Raw genomic sequence first — 18,942 nt, 5'->3', positions numbered from 1 at the left:
AGAAGTAAGTAATTTGGATAGCGGAAGCGTCTTGAGATGGACGTGGAAACTATCCGGGTTGTGATTGTATCGATGTATCTCAAGATGATTCGAACTCTATGTTTGACTCAATTGGAATACGGCACAACGCGAGAACTCAACCTGTAGCGACTGTCGATGAGACAGACTCGTTATAGGGTCAAGCGAACAAGTGCATGTGGTGGATGCCTTGGCGATCACAGGCGATGAAGGACGCGGTAGCCTGCGAAAAGCTACGGGGAGCTGGCAAACGAGCTTTGATCCGTAGATGTCCGAATGGGGAAACCCACTCCTTTTGGAGTATCCATGGCTGAATACATAGGCCATGCGAAGCGAACGCGGTGAACTGAAACATCTAAGTAACCGCAGGAAAAGAAATCAACCGAGATTCCCAAAGTAGTGGCGAGCGAAATGGGATGAGCCTTGTACTCTTTATTTGTATTGTTAGCCGAACGCTCTGGAAAGTGCGGCCATAGCAGGTGATAGCCCTGTAGGCGAAAACAGTATGAAAGAACTAAGTGTACGACAAGTAGGGCGGGACACGTGAAATCCTGTCTGAAGATGGGGGGACCATCCTCCAAGGCTAAATACTCGTGATCGACCGATAGTGAACCAGTACCGTGAGGGAAAGGCGAAAAGAACCCCGGGAGGGGAGTGAAATAGATCCTGAAACCGCATGCATACAAACAGTCGGAGCCTCGTAAGGGGTGACGGCGTACCTTTTGTATAATGGGTCAGCGACTTACGTTCAGTAGCAAGCTTAACCGTATAGGGCAGGCGTAGCGAAAGCGAGTCCGAATAGGGCGTTCAGTTGCTGGGCGTAGACCCGAAACCAAGTGATCTATCCATGGCCAGGATGAAGGTGCGGTAACACGTACTGGAGGTCCGAACCCACTAACGTTGAAAAGTTAGGGGATGAGCTGTGGATAGGGGTGAAAGGCTAAACAAACTTGGAAATAGCTGGTTCTCTCCGAAAACTATTTAGGTAGTGCCTCGTGTCTCACCTTCGGGGGTAGAGCACTGTCATGGTTGGGGGGTCTATTGCAGATTACCCCGCCATAGCAAACTCCGAATACCGAAGAGTGCAATCACGGGAGACAGACATCGGGTGCTAACGTCCGGTGTCAAGAGGGAAACAACCCAGACCGCCAGCTAAGGTCCCCAAATATAGCTAAGTGGGAAACGAAGTGGGAAGGCTAAAACAGTCAGGAGGTTGGCTTAGAAGCAGCCACCCTTTAAAGAAAGCGTAATAGCTCACTGATCGAGTCGTCCTGCGCGGAAGATGTAACGGGGCTAAGCTATATACCGAAGCTGCGGATGCGAGCTATGCTCGCATGGTAGGAGAGCGTTCCGTAAGCCTGCGAAGGTGCGTTGAAAAGCGTGCTGGAGGTATCGGAAGTGCGAATGCTGACATGAGTAGCGATAAAGGGGGTGAAAGGCCCCCTCGCCGTAAGCCCAAGGTTTCCTACGCAACGTTCATCGGCGTAGGGTGAGTCGGCCCCTAAGGCGAGGCAGAAATGCGTAGCTGATGGGAAGCAGGTCAATATTCCTGCACCATTGTTAGATGCGATGGGGGGACGGATCGCGGAAGGTTGTCCGGGTGTTGGAAGTCCCGGTCGCTGCATTGGAGAAGGCACTTAGGCAAATCCGGGTGCGTAATTCAAGGGTGTGGCGCGAGCTCCCTCGGGAGCGAAGCAATTGGAAGTGGTTCCAAGAAAAGCCTCTAAGCTTCAGTCTAACGATGACCGTACCGCAAACCGACACAGGTGGGCGAGATGAGTATTCTAAGGCGCTTGAGAGAACTCGGGAGAAGGAACTCGGCAAATTGGTACCGTAACTTCGGGATAAGGTACGCCCTTGTAGCTTGATGCGCCTGCGCGCAGAGGGTGAAGGGGTTGCAATAAACTGGTGGCTGCGACTGTTTAATAAAAACACAGCACTCTGCAAACACGAAAGTGGACGTATAGGGTGTGACGCCTGCCCGGTGCCGGAAGATTAAATGATGGGGTGCAAGCTCTTGATTGAAGTCCCGGTAAACGGCGGCCGTAACTATAACGGTCCTAAGGTAGCGAAATTCCTTGTCGGGTAAGTTCCGACCTGCACGAATGGCGTAACGATGGCCACACTGTCTCCTCCCGAGACTCAGCGAAGTTGAAGTGTTTGTGATGATGCAATCTACCCGCGGCTAGACGGAAAGACCCCATGAACCTTTACTGTAGCTTTGCATTGGACTTTGAACCGATCTGTGTAGGATAGGTGGGAGGCTATGAAGCCGGAACGCTAGTTTCGGTGGAGCCGTCCTTGAAATACCACCCTGGTTTGTTTGAGGTTCTAACCTTGGCCCGTGATCCGGGTCGGGGACAGTGCATGGTAGGCAGTTTGACTGGGGCGGTCTCCTCCCAAAGCGTAACGGAGGAGTACGAAGGTACGCTAGGTACGGTCGGAAATCGTGCTGATAGTGCAATGGCATAAGCGTGCTTAACTGCGAGACCGACAAGTCGAGCAGGTGCGAAAGCAGGTCATAGTGATCCGGTGGTTCTGTATGGAAGGGCCATCGCTCAACGGATAAAAGGTACTCTGGGGATAACAGGCTGATACCGCCCAAGAGTTCATATCGACGGCGGTGTTTGGCACCTCGATGTCGGCTCATCTCATCCTGGGGCTGTAGCCGGTCCCAAGGGTATGGCTGTTCGCCATTTAAAGAGGTACGTGAGCTGGGTTTAAAACGTCGTGAGACAGTTTGGTCCCTATCTGCCGTGGGCGTTGGATATTTGAAGGGGGCTGCTCCTAGTACGAGAGGACCGGAGTGGACGAACCTCTGGTGTACCGGTTGTCACGCCAGTGGCATCGCCGGGTAGCTATGTTCGGAAGAGATAACCGCTGAAAGCATCTAAGCGGGAAACTCGCCTTAAGATGAGATATCCCTGGGGACTAGATCCCCTTGAAGGGTCGTTCGAGACCAGGACGTTGATAGGTCAGGTGTGTAAGCGCAGTAATGCGTTCAGCTAACTGATACTAATTGCCCGTAAGGCTTGATCCTATAACAAGTCTGCCTTGTGTCGATGATCGTTAGTGCTTCAGCACTTACGAGCATCCCACGCAGAGCATCGAGCAGCAAAGCTGATCGATGCGGCGCGCCGGTTGAAGTACCGGCGACCTGCGTAGCAAGACGAGACAAGTTGGATTCTCGTGTGTGATACACACAACCTAAATTACTGCTTCTTCCCAGATTGGTCGCGTTGCGAAGCAACGTGACAACCCTCTTTGCCTGATGACCATAGCGAGTCGGTCCCACCCCTTCCCATCCCGAACAGGACCGTGAAACGACTCTACGCCGATGATAGTGCGGATTCCCGTGTGAAAGTAGGTAATCGTCAGGCTCCCTAAGCCAAGAACCCCCGCCCGAAAGGCGGGGGTTTTTGCATTGGCGCGGCGGAAACGCGATGGCAGCGCGGGGCGGAGTCAGCGTTGGCGCATCTCTTCTCCCCCTCATTGGCGCAGCTCCCACCGCGCCGAGCATGTCGGTGCGCGACACTCGCGGCATCGATTCACCTTTGGATCCCGCAGTTCGTCGATTGCCGGCATGTCTCAGTTCAACCGATCTGCGATGCATGTCCTGCAACCACACGCCAGTCGCTTCCCGACCGGCGCCACAGGCGCGTATAGGCGAACATGCCGTGGAATACGGCGCCGTCGAAACGACCGGCAAGCATCGCCTTCGTCGTGGTGAGAATCATCTCGCCGATCATCTTCGTCCCCATCTCCTGGATATCGAGTGCGTCGAGGCGCAGCAGCTTCGCACGATGCACGGACAGATCGTCGTGCTTTGCAATGACCTGCCCGGTCGGAACCGTGAAGATCAGGTCGTCATCGAGCAACGTGTCGAGCGCGTCGACGTCGTTGGCGAGCATCGCCGCTCGAAGTGCGGCTTCATACGGTTCGATGACTGCACGAACTGCATCCATATCGGGCCTCGCATCAGTTCGAAGGATCGCGATTCCACGCGTGCTCGCCAAGCGGCCCGCGGTGGCCTTCGCATTCCGCCATCACGGCTATTCGACAGAGACTACTCCGCTTTCGACAGCGTCTGACGCCGAACCATCATCAGCCAGCAGATGCCGATCCTCGCGAAGCTGTTGACCGACGGATAGAACACAACCGCGACATTCAACGTGCTCAGCACGTACTTGAGCACGCACAGCGTAGGTCGCACCGAGGCCGGCAAGCTCGATCAGCATGACCAGGCAGATCGACATCGTCGGGTCGTCGGTCCGCATCCAGAGCGGTATCGCGCGATAGCGCCGCGCACGCGAAAAACCAGCCGATGCGACCAGCCGCGTTCCCCACGAAACAGGCTCACGACGAAAGTCAGCAAGCCGGTAGCCGCCCGCGTCGACGGCATGTCGCACCGATCCCGCAGCGCGCCCGCCCGGGCCCCGCCGCGCATCAATGCTCCGATTGCCCCACATTGACGTCCCGCCGAAACGCGCCCGGGCTCGTGCCCGTCCATTTCCGGAACGCGCGATGAAACGCGCTGGGTTCGGTGAAGCCGAGTTCGGCCGCGATTTCCGCGACGCTGAGCCTGTGCGCGCGCAGCAGCGACTGCGCCAGTGCCCCGCGCAGCTCGTCCTTGATCGACGCGAAGCTCTGTCCCTCGCTGCGCAGGCGTCGCCGCAGCGTCGCGGGCGTCGTGCCGAGGCGCACGGCCAGCGTGTCGAAGTCCGGCCACTCGGCGGCCGGCAGTGCCTTCAGGTGCGCGCGCGTTTTTGCCACCCAGCCGGTGTCGTGCCGGTAGCGGACCAGCAGATTGCCGGGCGCGCCGCGCAGGAAGGTCTTCAATGCTTGTGCGGAGCGGATCGTCGGCAGCCCGAGATACGCGGCGTTGAAGGCGAGCCGGCTGTCGGGCCGGTCGAAATGGACCGGTACCCCGAAGAACTGGTGATAATCGCTGCGGTGATCGGGGCACGGGCACGCGAAATCGATGCGCTGCAGTGGAATGCGCCGGCCGGTCAGCCAGCAGGCGACCCCGAGCAGGATCAGCCAGAACGTCCGGTAAGCGAACGCGGAATAGGGCGCGCCGGCCTGCTTGAGCACGATCTGCGCCTGTCCGTCGGCGACCACGAGCTCGCCGTGCGGCTCGTCCAGCACCACGCGCAAGAACTGCAGCGCACGCCGCAGCGCGTTCTCGAGCGTGCCCGCATCCAGCACGGCATGGCACAGCAGCATGAAGCTGCCCCGCCGCATCGGCCGGGCCGCGAGCCCGAAAAATTCGTCGTCGATCGCGCTGGCGATTGCCAGCCACAGCCGGCCATACTGCTGCGGCGTAACCGGCCCGCGCACGGCGGCCGGCAGGCCGGCCGCGTGCAGTACCGGCCCGGCCGGAATCCGTTGCCGGCGCAGGCTCTCGAGCGCATCTTCGACGAAATCGGGCGAGATCATCTGCGGCCCCATGTTTTCATGCCCTCCAGACATGGCAAAAGCGATCACGATTCTAGATTCTGTTTGTCATTGATTGCAATGTGACTGCTGTCTACCATCATCGATATACCCTCGGTTCACCGGGCGGTCATAACGAACAGGAGACACGCATGCGTGATGGAGCAACTGCCCGGGAGGTGCCGGCCTACGCCGACGCCGTGGCCGGCTTCCGTATCGAGACCGCCACCGCATATCTGCACGGCGACCTGGAGCAGGGCCTGAACGCCTGCGTCGAATGCTGCGACCGGCATGCGGCGGCGGACCCGAACGCGATCGCCCTCGACTGGATCGACGCTGGCGGCCGGCATCGCAGCTTCACGTTCGCGCAGATGCAGGCGCTGTCGGCGCGCGTCGCGAACCTGCTGGTCGAGCAGGGTGTGAAGCCGGGTGATGTGGTAGCCGGCCTGTTGCCGCGCACACCCGAACTCGTCGCGACGATCCTCGGCACGTGGCGCGCGGGGGCCGTCTACCAGCCGCTTTTCACAGCGTTCGGACCGAAGGCGATCGAGCACCGGCTGCGCATGAGCGATGCGCGGCTGATCGTCACCAACATCGCGAATCGCGCGAAGCTCGACGAAATCGTGGATTGCCCGCCGGTGGCGACGGTGCGCGAGCCGGGCGACACGCTGCCGGCCCGCGACATCGATTTCCGTACGGCGCTCGACGCGCAGTCGGGCAGGTTCGAACCGGTGCTGCGCAAGGGGACCGACCTGTTCATGATGATGTCGACGTCGGGCACGACGGGTTTGCCGAAGGGCGTGCCGGTGCCGCTGCGCGCCCTGCTTGCGTTCGGCGCGTACATGCGCGACGCGGTGGACCTGCGCGACAGCGACCGCTTCTGGAACATCGCCGACCCCGGTTGGGCATACGGTCTCTACTATGCGATCACGGGCCCGCTGCTGCTCGGCCATGCGACGACGCTGTACGAAGGCAGCTTTACCGTCGACAGCACCTGCGACGTGATCGAACGGCTCGGCATCACGAGCCTCGCCGGTTCTCCGACGGCGTACCGGATGCTGATGGCGGCCGGCACCGAAGTGGCGGCGCGGCTGAAAGGGCAACTGCGCGTCGTCAGTAGCGCGGGCGAGCCGCTGAATCCGGAAGTCGTGCGCTGGTTCCACGCGGCGCTCGGCGCGCCGATCCACGATCACTACGGCCAGACCGAACTCGGGATGGTCGTGAACAACCATCACGGGCTCACGCACGTCGTCCATGTCGGTTCGGCCGGTCTCGCGATGCCCGGCTATCGCGTCGCGGTACTCGACGAAGCCGGTCGCGAGCTGGGCCCGGGTGAGCCCGGCAACCTCGCCATCGACATCGCACGCTCGCCGCTGCTGTGGTTCACCGGCTACTGGCAGCAGGATACGCCGGCGATCGCGGGCGGCTACTACCGGACCGGCGACAACGTCGAGCTCGAGCCGGACGGCACCGTGAGCTTCATCGGCCGCGCGGACGACGTGATCACGTCGTCCGGCTACCGGATCGGCCCGTTCGACGTGGAAAGCGCGCTGATCGAGCATCCGGCCGTCAGCGAGGCCGCGGTGATAGGCGTGCCGGACCCGGAGCGCACGGAGATCGTCAAGGCGTTCGTCGTGCTGTCGAAAGGCTTTGAAGGCACGCCGGCGCTGGCCGACGAACTGAGCCAGCACGTGAAGCGGCGGCTGTCGGCTCACGCGTATCCCCGCGCGATCGACTTCGTCGACGCGCTGCCGAAAACCCCGAGCGGCAAGATCCAGCGCTTCGTTCTGCGCAAGATGGAAGCCGAGAAGACCGCTCAATCCTGAAGACTGAATACGGAGTGCGAATGAATATCGAGGATCGCGTTTTTCTGATTACGGGCGCCGGTTCGGGCCTCGGCGCCGCGGTGGCGCGCATGGTGGTGGCCGCAGGCAGCAAGGCGGTTTTGCTGGACGTCAATGAGGATGCCGGCACGAGCCTCGCGCACGAACTCGGTGCGGCCGCATGCTTCGTGAAGACCGACGTGACGAGCGAAGCCGACGGGCAAGCTGCCGTCGCCGCCGCGCGCGACGCGTTCGGCCGCATCGATGTGCTCGTGAACTGCGCGGGCGTCGCGCCGGGTGAGAAAGTCGTCGGGCGCGACGGTCCGCATTCGCTCGAGCGCTTCGCGCGCGCGGTGTCGATCAACCTGGTCGGCACGTTCAACATGATCCGCCTGGCGGCCGAAGTAATGTCGAAGCAGGACGCCGACGCGCAAGGCGAGCGCGGCGTGATCGTCAACACCGCGTCGGTCGCGGCGTTCGACGGACAGATCGGGCAGGCCGCGTATGCGGCATCGAAGAGCGGCGTGGTAGGCATGACGCTGCCGATCGCGCGCGAACTCGCGCGGTTCGGCATTCGCGTGGTGACGATCGCACCGGGCATCTTCGCGACGCCGATGATGGCCGGCATGCCGCAGGACGTGCAGGACGCGCTCGGCAAGAGCGTGCCGTTCCCGCCGCGGCTCGGCCGCCCCGACGAATTCGCGGCGCTGGTGCGCCACATCGCCGAGAACACGATGCTGAACGGCGAAGTCATCCGTCTCGATGGCGCGTTGCGCATGGCGCCGCGCTGAAACTGGAACTAGAACTGGAACTGGAGAAACTCGATCATGACGACACAGGATCCGATCGTAATCGTCGGCGCGGCACGCACGCCGATGGGTGGTTTTCAAGGCGACCTCGCCGGGGCAAGCGCGAGCGAGCTCGGCGCGGCGGCGATCCGCGCGGCGCTCGAGCGCGCGCGCGTGCCGGCCGAGCGCATCGATGAAATCGTGTTCGGCTGCGTGCTGCCGGCCGGCCAGGGTCAGGCGCCGGCACGGCAGGCCGCGCTGAAGGCCGGATTGCCGCTGGCCGCGGGCGCGACCACGGTCAACAAGATGTGCGGCTCCGGGATGAAGGCCGCGATGTTCGCGCACGACCTGCTGCTGGCCGGCTCGGCGGACGTGGCGGTCGCGGGCGGGATGGAGAGCATGACGAACGCGCCGTACCTGCTGCCGAAGGCGCGCGCGGGGATGCGCATGGGTCACGGCCAGGTGCTCGACCACATGTTCCTCGATGGGCTCGAGGACGCATACGACAAGGGCCGGCTGATGGGCACGTTCGCGGAAGATTGCGCGCAGGCTTACCAGTTCACGCGCGAGGAGCAGGATGCGTTCGCGATCGCGTCGCTGACGCGTGCGCAACGTGCGATCGCGGAAGGGCGCTTCACGTCGGAGGTCGCGCCGGTGACCGTGAAGGCCGGCAAGACCGAAGCGGTGGTCTCGATCGACGAGCAACCGGGCAAGGCGAAGCTCGACAAGATTCCGACGCTCAAGCCGGCGTTCCGCGAAGGCGGCACGGTGACGGCGGCCAATTCGTCATCGATTTCCGACGGCGCGGCCGCGCTCGTGATGATGCGCCGCTCGGAAGCGGAGCGGCTCGGCCTCACGCCGAAGGCCGTGATCGTCGGGCATTCGACCTACGCGAACAAGCCGGGCCTGTTCGCGACGGCACCGATCGGCGCAATTCGCAAGCTGTCCGAAAAAATCGGCTGGAACCTGCGCGACGTCGACCTGTTCGAGATCAACGAAGCCTTCGCGGTGGTCGTGATGGCCGCGATGCGCGATCTCGACCTGTCGCACGACAAGGTCAACGTGCACGGCGGCGCGTGTGCGCTCGGCCATCCGATCGGCGCATCGGGTGCACGCGTGATGGTGACGCTGCTGGCCGCGCTCGAATCGTATGGCCTGAAGCGCGGCATCGCATCGCTGTGCATCGGCGGCGGCGAGGCGACGGCGATCGCGATCGAGCGCGTCGCGTAACGCGAACGCGTTCACGCATCACCCGCGGGGACGGCACGTAAGCCGTCTCTCGCGACGCGGGCGGCGGGCATGGTGCCCGTCGCCCGTTTTGTTTTCCCGGGAATGCGCGATCGCGCTATGCGCTCGCTCCCGGCGACACCGCACCGCACGCGCGGATCACGAGCTGCACGACGTGCTCGGTCTTCGCGGCGAAGGCCTTCTGCGTGAACGCACGCTTGCCGCTCAGCGCGCGGATCTGCGCATCGAAATCCGCATAGTGCTGCGTGGTCGCCCAGATCAGGTACATCAATGCGTGCGCGTCGATCGGCGCGAGCAGCCCGCGCGCGATCCAGCCTTCGATCACGTGCACGCGCGTGTCGAACCACGGCTTCACACGTTCCGACAGGATGTCCTGCATGTGCTCGGCGCCGTGGATGATCTCGTTGGCCCACACCTTCGAGCCGAGCGGGCGCCGTCGCGACAGATCCATCTTCGCGCGCACGTAGCTGCCGATCGCCTCGACCGGATCGTCGCCGGCCTCGAACGAGCCGGCCGCGTGATGCCAGTCTTCGAACAGGTCGTCGAGCACACGGCGGTACAACGCCAGCTTCGTCGGGAAGTAGTAATGCAGGTTCGCCTTCGGCAGGCCCGCCCGTTCGGCGATCATCGCGGTGCTCGCACCGTTGAGCCCGCGCTCCGCGAACACGGCTTCCGCGCAGGCCAGCAAATGCGCTTCGTTGGACTCGCGGATGTGCGCCTTGCGTCGCCGCAAAGGCGTGCCCGTTTCGTCGTGGCCGCCGGCTGCGGCGGCCGCTTCATCATGTCTCATCGTTGCCCTCGCGCGGCATGGGTGCCGCGTTGGGCTTCATTCTAGTCGCAGGTCCGCTTCGAACGCACCTGCACGATGCATTCGTGCGGGCGCGATGCTGCGATGCGATGGCACGGTTCTCGCTGGAACACGTCACGCAAGAAAGACGTTGCGCTGGACATTTTGATGGTCTAAAACCTGTCCAATCGGACAGGATTCGACGAGCGGCGGAACGCAGTGCCAGCACCCCCGCCGATCGATCGGACGAATCGCACGAACGATGCGCACCTGCACCTCGCAGGTGCGGGTTTGCCCCGACAGCAGCAATGCGTGCACCGGCACCGACCGGATCACGACATGACCGACCCCACAGGAGCGATACGAATGGACACGGTATCGGAAACAGTGAAGCGGGCAGCATTCGACACGTCGATCAAGATCGACGGCAGACGGTTGTGGGACAGCCTGATGGAGGTGGCGAAGATCGGCGCGACGCCGAAGGGCGGCGTCTGCCGCCTCGCGCTGACCGATCTCGACAAGGCCGGCCGCGACCTGATCGTCAGTTGGGCGAAGGCGGCCGGCTGCACGGTGACGGTCGATACGATGGGCAACGTATTCATGCGTCGCGCGGGGCGCGTGGCCGACGCGGCGCCGGTCGTCACCGGCTCGCACGCGGATTCGCAGCCGACGGGCGGCCGCTTCGATGGCATCTACGGCGTGCTGGGCGGCCTCGAGGTGATTCGCAGTCTGAACGATTACGGCATCGAGACCGAGCATCCGATCGAGGTCGTGATCTGGACCAACGAGGAAGGCTCGCGCTTCGCCCCGGCGATGGTCGCGTCGGGCGTGTTCGCGGGGGTGTTTTCGCTCGAATACGGGCTGTCGCGCAAGGACGTCGACGGCAAGACGATCGGCGAGGAGCTGGCGCGCATCGGCTATGCCGGCGACGTGCCATGCGGCGGCCGCAAGCTGCATGCGGCGTTCGAGCTGCATATCGAGCAGGGGCCGATTCTCGAAGCGGAGTGCAAGACGATCGGCGTGGTGACCGACGCGCAGGGGCAGCGCTGGTACGAGATCACGTTCACCGGCCAGGAAGCACATGCGGGGCCGACGCCGATGCCGCGCCGCCGCGACGCGCTGCTCGGCGCGTCGCGCGTCGTCGATCTCGTGAACCGGATCGGCCTCGATCACGCGCCGTTCGGTTGCGCGACGGTCGGGATGATGCAGGTTCATCCGAACTCGCGCAACGTGATTCCGGGCCGCGTGTTCTTCACCGTCGATTTCCGTCATCCGGACGACGCCGTGCTCGCGAAGATGGATGCAGCGCTGCGCGACGGCGTCGCACGCATCGCGGGCGAGATCGGGCTCGAGACCGCGCTCGAGCAGATTTTCTACTACAAGCCCGTCGCGTTCGATCCGGCCTGCGTGGCGGCCGTGCGCGACGCGGCCGACCGCTTCGGCTACTCGCATCGCGACATCGTGTCGGGTGCGGGACACGACGCGTGCTATCTGGCGCAGGTCGCGCCGACGTCGATGGTGTTCGTGCCCTGCGTCGACGGCATCAGCCACAACGAGATCGAGGACGCGACGCCTGCGTGGATCGAGGCAGGCGCGAACGTGCTGCTGCACGCGATGCTCTCGCGTGCGTGCGAGCCGGCTTCATGACGGATCGAATCTAGCGCGGCCGGCAGGCGGCTCATCGCCTGACCGTAGCACTCCAAAATATAGCCGACCCGACTGTGCGTTCACAGCCGGCGGGGACGGTTTTGTCTCCACTCAGTCGAAGGAACGCGTATGACCACCAAGCCAACCGGCGATATCGCCGCGCATCGCCTGACGTCCACGCAACTCTCGTGCGAATTCGCCGATATCGCGCCGCTGCTCGATCCGACCGCCGCCGCGGCGGCCGCCAGCCGCTGCCACTACTGCTACGACGCGCCGTGCGTGCAGGCTTGCCCGACGCAGATCGATATCCCGAGCTTCATCCGCAAGATTGGCAACGGCAACCTGAAGGGCGCGGCGACCGACATCTTGTCTGCCAATCCGCTCGGCGGGATGTGTGCACGCGTGTGTCCGACCGAGATCCTGTGCGAAGGCGCGTGCGTGCGCAATCACCAGGACGCGCAGCCGGTCGCGATCGGCGCGCTGCAGCGGCACGCGACCGACTGGGCGATGGCGACCGGCGCGGTGCGCTTCACCCGTGCGCCCGATACGGGGCGGCATGTCGCGGTGGTCGGCGCGGGGCCGGCTGGGCTTGCCTGCGCGCACCGGCTCGCGCTGGCCGGCCATCGCGTCACGCTGTTCGACGCGCGGCCGAAGGCGGGCGGCTTGAACGAATACGGCATCGCCGCGTACAAGACCGTCGACGATTTCGCGCAGCGCGAAGTGGAATGGTTGCTGTCGGTCGGCGGTATCGCGCTGGAGACGGGCGTCGCGCTCGGCCGCGACGTGACGCTCGACGCATTGCGCGAGCGGCATGACGCGGTGTTTCTCGCGATGGGGCTGGGCGGCGTGCGCACGCTCGCGATCGACGGCGAGCAGTTGACCGGCGTGATGAACGCGGTCGACTTCATCGAGCAGGTGCGACAGGCCGACGGGCTGGAGAACGTGCCGGTCGGGCGGCGTGTGGTCGTGATCGGCGGCGGCAACACGGCGATCGACGCGTCCGTGCAGAGCCGCAAGCTCGGCGCCGAGCGCGTGACGATGGTGTACCGGCGCGGCGTGGACGCGATGAGCGCGACGTGGGCCGAACGCGAGTTCGCGCAAAAGAGCGGCGTCACGCTCGTCACGCACGCGAAGCCGGTGCGCATCGTGGGCGGGGATGGACACGTGACGGGCGTCGAATTCGAGGCCGCGTCGGGCGAACGCTTCACCGTCGACGCGGACATGGTGCTGAAGGCAATCGGCCAGACGCTGGTGCCGGACGGCATCGCGGCTGCGTTGCTGACGGCGGACGGTACGCGCATCGCGGTCGATGCGGACGGACGCACCGCGTTGCCCGACGTGTGGGCCGGCGGCGATTGCGCGGCGACGGGCGGCATCGACCTCACGGTGCAGGCCGTGAAGGACGGCAAGCGCGCCGCGGCCGCGATCGACGCGGCGCTCGCGCAGCGCGACGCGAAGGCCGCGTGAGCGCGGCCTACGCAACGGCATCGCGCATGCCGCGCGGATCACGATAAACGCCCCATTTTCACGGAGCCGAACATGGCCGACCTTCGCTGCACCATCGCAGGCATCACTTCGCCGAATCCCTTCTGGCTCGCGTCCGCGCCGCCGACCGACAAGGCCTACAACGTCAACCGCGCGTTCGAGGCTGGCTGGGGCGGCGTCGTCTGGAAGACGCTCGGGCTCGATCCGCACGTCGTCAACGTCAGCTCGCGCTACGGCGCGGTGCAGTGGAACGGCCAGCGGATCGCCGGGCTGAACAACATCGAGCTGATCACCGACCGCCCGCTCGACGTGAACCTCAGAGAGATCGCGCAGGTGAAGCGCGACTGGCCCGACCGCGCGCTGATCGTGTCGCTGATGGTGCCGTGCAACGAGCGCGACTGGAAATGGATCCTGCCGCTCGTCGAGGACACGGGCGCCGACGCGGTCGAACTGAACTTCGGCTGCCCGCACGGGATGAGCGAGCGCGGAATGGGCGCGGCCGTCGGACAGGTGCCGGAATACGTCGAGATGGTCACGCGCTGGGTCAAGGAAGGCACGAAGCTGCCGTGCCTCGTGAAGCTCACGCCGAACATCAGCGACATCCGGATGGGCTCGCGCGCCGCCTACAAGGGCGGCGCGGACGGCGTGTCGCTGATCAACACGATCAACTCGATCGTCGCGGTGGACCTCGACCAGATGGCGCCGATGCCGACCGTCGACGGCAAGGGCACGCACGGCGGCTATTGCGGACCCGCGGTCAAGCCGATCGCGCTGAACATGGTCGCGGAGATCGCGCGCGACCCGGAAACGCCGAACCTGCCGATTTCCGGCATCGGCGGGATTTCGTCGTGGCGCGACGCGGCCGAATTCATGGTGCTCGGCGCCGGCAGCGTGCAGGTGTGCACCGCCGCGATGCACTACGGCTTCCGGATCGTGACGGATCTCGCCGACGGGCTGTCGAACTGGATGGACGAGAAGGGCTACGCGACGCTCGACGACATCCGCGGCCGCGCGGTGCCGAACGTCACCGACTGGAAATACCTGAACCTGAAATACGACATCAAGGCGCGCATCGACCAGGACCGCTGCATCCAGTGCGGGCTGTGCCATATCGCGTGCGAGGACACGTCGCACCAGGCGATCACCGCCGAGAAGGACGGCGTGCGGCATTTCGAAGTGGTGGACGCGGAGTGCGTCGGGTGCAATCTTTGCATGCATGTGTGTCCGGTCGAGCAATGCATCACGATGGAGCGGGTCGACGCGGGCGACTATGCGAACTGGACCACGCATCCGAACAATCCGGCGCGGGCCGACGCGGGTGCCGGCCCGGCGGAACCCGCGAAGCACGCGAAGGCGGCCTGACCGGCGGCCGGCGGCGCGGTACGGGCCGCGCCGCCGCTTGTGTCCTGTTTCGCCGGCATCGCGCGATGCCGGCGCCGACGTTTACGTGGAGCGCTTTCGATGAAACCAGCAGCGATTCCCGCCGATGCCGACAGCGCCGCGGCGCCGGCCGGCAGCCTGTACAACGACGACCTCGCGCCGACGACGGCCGCGCAGCGCACATGGCGGTGGTATCACTTCGCGGCGCTATGGGTCGGGATGGTGATGAACATCGCGTCGTACATGCTCGCGGCCGGGCTGATCCAGGAAGGCATGTCGCCGTGGCAGGCTGTGCTGACCGTGTTGCTCGGCAATCTGATCGTGCTCGTGCCGATGCTGCTGGTCGGCCATGCGGGCGCGAAGCACGGGATTCCGTACGCGGTGCTCGTGCGCGCGTCGTTCGGCACGCAGGGGGCGAAGCTGCCGGCGCTGCTGCGCGCGATCGTCGCGTGCGGCTGGTACGGCATCCAGACCTGGCTCGGCGGCAGCGCAATCTACACGCTGCTGAACATCCTGACCGGCAATGCGCTGCACGGCGCGGCGCTGCCGATCATCGGCATCTCGTTCGGGCAGCTCGCGTGCTTCCTGGTGTTTTGGGCGCTGCAGCTGTACTTCATCCTGCATGGCACCGATTCGATCCGCTGGCTCGAGAGCTGGTCCGCGCCGATCAAGGTCGTGATGTGCGTCGCGCTCGTGTGGTGGGCGACGTCGCAGGCGGGCGGCTTCGGCTCGATGCTGTCGGCGCCGTCGCAGTTCGTCGCGGGCGGCAAGAAGGCGGGACTCTTCTGGGCGACGTTCTGGCCGGGCCTGACCGCGATGGTCGGCTTCTGGGCGACGCTCGCGCTGAACATTCCCGACTTCACGCGCTTCGCGCATTCGCAGCGCGACCAGATCATCGGTCAGTCGATCGGGCTGCCGCTGCCGATGGCGCTGCTGTCGGTGGTGTCGGTCGTCGTGACGTCGGCGACCGTCGTGATCTACGGCAACGCGATCTGGGATCCGATCGACCTGACGAGCCGGATGACCGGCATCGGCGTCGGCATCGCGCTGGTGATCCTCACGCTCGACACGATGTGCTGCAACCTCGCGGCGAACCTCGTCGGCCCCGCCTACGATTTCTCGAGCCTGTGGCCGAAGGCGATCTCGTATCGCACCGGCGGGATGATCACCGCGACGATCGCGATCGTGATGATGCCGTGGAAGATCCTCGCGACGACGGATGGCTACATCTTCACCTGGCTCGTCGGTTATTCGGCGCTGCTGGGCCCGGTCGCGGGCATCCTGATGGTCGACTACTTCCTGATTCGCGGCACGCGGCTCGATACGCACGCGCTGTTCGACGAGCGCGGCGACTTCAGCTATGCGCGCGGCTGGAACCCGGCCGCGCTGGCCGCGCTCGCGATCGGCGTGCTGCCGAACCTGCCCGGCTTCCTGCACACCGCATTCCCGGCGTCGTTCCCCAACGTGCCGGCCTTCTTCAACACGCTCTACACGTACGCGTGGTTCGTCGGCCTCGTGCTGGCGTCCGGCGTGTACGGCACCTGGATGAAGTGGCGCGCCGCCCAGCGCGCGCAGATCGCGAGCGCGTGATGCGCGCAGGCATGCGGCATCCGACAATCAACGAGGAGGCAACGACATGGCAATCCTGATTCGCGGCGGCACCGTGGTCGATGCGGACCGCACCTATCGCGCGGACGTACTGTGTGCCGACCCGCAGGACGGCGGCACGATCCTGCAGATCGCCGAGACGATCGACGCGCCGGCCGGCGCGACGGTGGTCGACGCGCACGACCAGTACGTGATGCCGGGCGGCATCGATCCGCATACGCACATGGAACTGCCGTTCATGGGCACGACGGCGAGCGACGATTTCTATTCGGGGACGGCCGCCGGGCTGTCGGGCGGCACGACGAGCATCATCGACTTCGTGATCCCGAGCCCGAAGCAGCCGCTGATGGACGCGTTCCGCGAATGGCGCGGCTGGGCCGAGAAGGCGGCGGCCGACTACGGTTTTCACGTGGCCGTCACATGGTGGGACGAATCGGTGCACCGCGACATGGGCACGCTCGTGCGCGAGCACGGCGTGTCGAGCTTCAAGCACTTCATGGCGTACAAGAACGCGATCATGGCGGACGACGAAGTGCTCGTGAACAGCTTCTCGCGTTCGCTCGAACTCGGCGCGCTGCCGACCGTGCACGCGGAGAACGGCGAACTCGTGTTCCGGCTGCAGCAGGCGCTGCTCGCGCGTGGAATGACCGGGCCGGAGGCGCATCCGCTGTCGCGTCCGCCCGAGGTCGAGGGCGAGGCCGCGAACCGCGCGATCCGCATCGCGCAGGTGCTCGGCGTGCCCGTGTATATCGTGCACGTGTCGTCGAAGGACGCGGTCGATGCGATCACGCGCGCGCGCAGCGAAGGGCTGCGCGTGTTCGGTGAAGTGCTGCCGGGCCACCTGGTGATCGACGAGGCCGTTTATCGCGACCCGGACTGGACGCGTGCGGCCGCGCACGTGATGAGCCCGCCGTTTCGCTCGGCCGAGCATCGCGAGGCGCTGTGGCGCGGGCTGCAGGCCGGCCAACTGCATACGACGGCGACCGACCACTGCGTGTTCTGCGCGTCGCAGAAGGCGATGGGCCGCGAGGACTTCACGAAGATTCCGAACGGTTGCGGCGGCGTCGAGGACCGCATGTCGGTGCTGTGGCATCACGGCGTGAATCACGGCCGCATCACGCCGAACGAGTTCGTGCGGATCACGTCGACGAACGCCGCGCAGATCTTCAACCTGTATCCGCGCAAGGGGGCCGTGCAGGTTGGCGCCGATGCCGACCTCGTCGTGTGGGATCCGGCCGCGACGAAGACGATCTCGGTGAAGACCCATCACCAGCAGGTCGACTTCAACGTGTTCGAAGGGATGACCGTGCAGGGCGTCGCGACGCACACGCTCACGCGCGGCGCGCTCGCGTGGGCCGACGGCGAGCTGCGCGCGGTGCGCGGCGCGGGCCGCTACCTGGAGCGGCCGCCGGCCGCCGGCTACTACGAAGCCGCCCGCATCGCGAACCGGCTGCGCGAGCCGCATCCGGTCGAGCGCGCGGGCTGAGCGAGGGCGAAGCGGGCAAAGCGTGCGAACCGGACAAAGGCGCGCGCGCCCGCCGCGGCGGTCAGCGCGCGTCGCCCGCGTTCGCTTCGCGGATCGGGATCACGGTGCGCGCGCCGCACTGGCGCAGCAGGTCGCGCAGTTCGTTGATGACCGGGAACACCTCGTGGTTCCAGTCGGCGCCCTGTCGGTCGTGCGCTTCCTGCTCGCGCTCGACGATCCAGCGATCCTCGCGGAAGATCCGCTCGGTGAACCACACGAGCAGCGGCCACGCGAGATCGAGCGCGAACGGAATGCCCGGCTTGTGGATCGACAGCACGCCGAACGTGCGGTTGGTGCGCTGCTCCGCGTCGAGCGGCACGTAGACGATCCACAGGTCCATCACGAGCGTGCCCTCGCTCGAGCGGATCTGCAGCGTCTGGTACGGGTAGAGGGTGCGCACCGTCATCACGCTCTTGTCGGACTGGTCGGCCGGCTTCTTGCTGGCGCCGAACACGAGCGCCTCGCCGACCGGCTGCTTGCCTTCCATCCGTGCGAACGTGTAGTCGACCTCGACCCAGTCGTCGCCGCGCCGGCGACCGACGCTGCGCGCGCGCATCTGTCCCATCTGCTTGCGATGCAGGAACTGATGGTTCATGTCCATCAGGTTCTCGTGCATGAACGAGTAGTGGCACTTGACCTCGCGGCCGAAGCGGCGCGTCTTGAATGCACGGTCGTCCGCCGATTCGAGCGCGGGGAACGGGCGTTCGTCGGCGAGCGTCGCGTCGCCGGGGAACACGAAGATCAACCCGTGCGCCTCGCGGCACGGATACGCGCGCACGCCGTTGGGCAAACGGTCGCGGCCGAGGTAAGGCACGTCGACGCAGCGGCCGCTGTCGCACGCATAGGTCCAGCCGTGGTAGCAGCAGCGCAGCGTTTCGCCGGACACGACGCCCGCATGCAGCGGCACCTGGCGGTGCGCGCAACGATCTTCGAGCGCATACACGGCGCCGGATTCGGTGCGCACGAGCACGATCGGATCGCCGGCGAAGCGCACGCCGAGCGTCTTGCCGCGCTTGAGCTCGCGCGACCACGCGAGCGGATACCAGTGGTCGGGATGGATGGGCACGCGGCGCAGGTCGCGCACGACTGCGCCGGTGGACGGTTGTTCGAGGGTACTGCTGTCAGACAAAGGCACTGCGCGCATGCGTGACGCCTCCTGGCAATCTGGTGAGTTCCGGGCGCCGCGTGATGCGGCGG

12 protein-coding genes, 2 rRNA genes and 1 pseudogene are annotated in these 18,942 nt (G+C 64.9%); 10 read left to right on the top strand and 5 right to left on the bottom strand.

The features are described 5' to 3' along the window. The first annotated feature begins 176 nt into the window (after positions 1-176). A 23S ribosomal RNA gene (locus BAMB_RS29770) occupies positions 177-3,058 on the top strand. 227 nt (positions 3,059-3,285) lie between these two features. Next, positions 3,286-3,398: ribosomal RNA gene (gene rrf / locus BAMB_RS29765) — 5S ribosomal RNA — on the top strand. Positions 3,399-3,611: 213 nt separating this feature from the next. Here the strand turns inward: rrf and BAMB_RS29760 are convergent. From BAMB_RS29760 to BAMB_RS29755, 3 genes and pseudogenes are all read right to left on the bottom strand, one after another. After that, on the bottom strand, positions 3,612-3,983 hold the full coding sequence (locus tag BAMB_RS29760) for a nuclear transport factor 2 family protein (RefSeq protein ID WP_011660860.1): 372 nt from the start codon (positions 3,981-3,983) through the stop codon (positions 3,612-3,614). A gap of 101 nt (positions 3,984-4,084) precedes the next feature. Further along, positions 4,085-4,405, bottom strand: a pseudogene (locus BAMB_RS36220) (hypothetical protein); the annotation flags it as partial. A gap of 59 nt (positions 4,406-4,464) precedes the next feature. After that, a complete protein-coding gene (locus tag BAMB_RS29755; RefSeq protein WP_011660858.1) occupies positions 4,465-5,469 on the bottom strand; it encodes an AraC family transcriptional regulator in 1,005 nt (334 codons plus the stop codon). 137 nt (positions 5,470-5,606) lie between these two features. Between BAMB_RS29755 and BAMB_RS29750 the strand changes: the two genes are divergently transcribed. Genes BAMB_RS29750 through BAMB_RS29740 form a run of 3 tightly spaced genes read left to right on the top strand, consistent with a single transcriptional unit; the run spans position 5,607 to position 9,295 of the window. After that, complete coding sequence (locus BAMB_RS29750) at positions 5,607-7,280, top strand: acyl-CoA synthetase (RefSeq protein WP_011660857.1); 1,674 nt, start codon at positions 5,607-5,609, stop codon at positions 7,278-7,280. 20 nt (positions 7,281-7,300) lie between these two features. After that, positions 7,301-8,068, top strand: coding sequence for a 3-hydroxyacyl-CoA dehydrogenase (locus BAMB_RS29745; RefSeq protein ID WP_011660856.1), 768 nt, complete (start codon positions 7,301-7,303; stop codon positions 8,066-8,068). A gap of 36 nt (positions 8,069-8,104) precedes the next feature. Further along, complete coding sequence (locus BAMB_RS29740; RefSeq protein WP_011660855.1) at positions 8,105-9,295, top strand: acetyl-CoA C-acetyltransferase; 1,191 nt, start codon at positions 8,105-8,107, stop codon at positions 9,293-9,295. A 115-nt stretch (positions 9,296-9,410) separates the two neighbouring features. Here BAMB_RS29740 and BAMB_RS29735 read toward each other — a convergent pair whose 3' ends face one another. Next, positions 9,411-10,103, bottom strand: a complete 693-nt coding sequence (locus tag BAMB_RS29735; protein WP_011660854.1) for a TetR/AcrR family transcriptional regulator — start codon at positions 10,101-10,103, stop codon at positions 9,411-9,413. Positions 10,104-10,466: 363 nt separating this feature from the next. On the opposite strand from BAMB_RS29735, the gene BAMB_RS29730 reads away from it, so the two are divergent. The 5 genes from BAMB_RS29730 (at position 10,467) to hydA (ending at position 17,706) form a co-directional block, all read left to right on the top strand. Then, positions 10,467-11,747: a Zn-dependent hydrolase gene (locus tag BAMB_RS29730; RefSeq protein ID WP_011660853.1), complete on the top strand. Its 1,281-nt coding sequence runs from the start codon at positions 10,467-10,469 to the stop codon at positions 11,745-11,747. A 129-nt stretch (positions 11,748-11,876) separates the two neighbouring features. Continuing rightward, the gene (locus BAMB_RS29725) at positions 11,877-13,214 is read left to right on the top strand and encodes an NAD(P)-dependent oxidoreductase (protein ID WP_011660852.1); all 1,338 of its coding nucleotides are present in this window, start codon (positions 11,877-11,879) and stop codon (positions 13,212-13,214) included. Positions 13,215-13,286: 72 nt separating this feature from the next. Beyond that, positions 13,287-14,594 (top strand): NAD-dependent dihydropyrimidine dehydrogenase subunit PreA, encoded by a 1,308-nt coding sequence (gene preA, locus BAMB_RS29720; RefSeq protein WP_011660851.1) that lies wholly within the window; start codon positions 13,287-13,289, stop codon positions 14,592-14,594. A gap of 99 nt (positions 14,595-14,693) precedes the next feature. Further along, positions 14,694-16,202: an NCS1 family nucleobase:cation symporter-1 gene (locus BAMB_RS29715; RefSeq protein WP_011660850.1), complete on the top strand. Its 1,509-nt coding sequence runs from the start codon at positions 14,694-14,696 to the stop codon at positions 16,200-16,202. A gap of 46 nt (positions 16,203-16,248) precedes the next feature. Beyond that, positions 16,249-17,706, top strand: coding sequence for a dihydropyrimidinase (gene hydA, locus BAMB_RS29710; RefSeq protein ID WP_011660849.1), 1,458 nt, complete (start codon positions 16,249-16,251; stop codon positions 17,704-17,706). A gap of 61 nt (positions 17,707-17,767) precedes the next feature. Here the strand turns inward: hydA and BAMB_RS29705 are convergent, their stop codons facing one another. Further along, complete coding sequence (locus BAMB_RS29705; protein ID WP_006753678.1) at positions 17,768-18,889, bottom strand: aromatic ring-hydroxylating oxygenase subunit alpha; 1,122 nt, start codon at positions 18,887-18,889, stop codon at positions 17,768-17,770. Between the last annotated feature and the right edge of the window lie 53 nt (positions 18,890-18,942).

Source organism: Burkholderia ambifaria AMMD (genome assembly GCF_000203915.1).
Classification (GTDB): Bacteria; Pseudomonadota; Gammaproteobacteria; order Burkholderiales; family Burkholderiaceae; genus Burkholderia; species Burkholderia ambifaria.
This window is presented reverse-complemented; position numbering and strand designations above follow the sequence as displayed.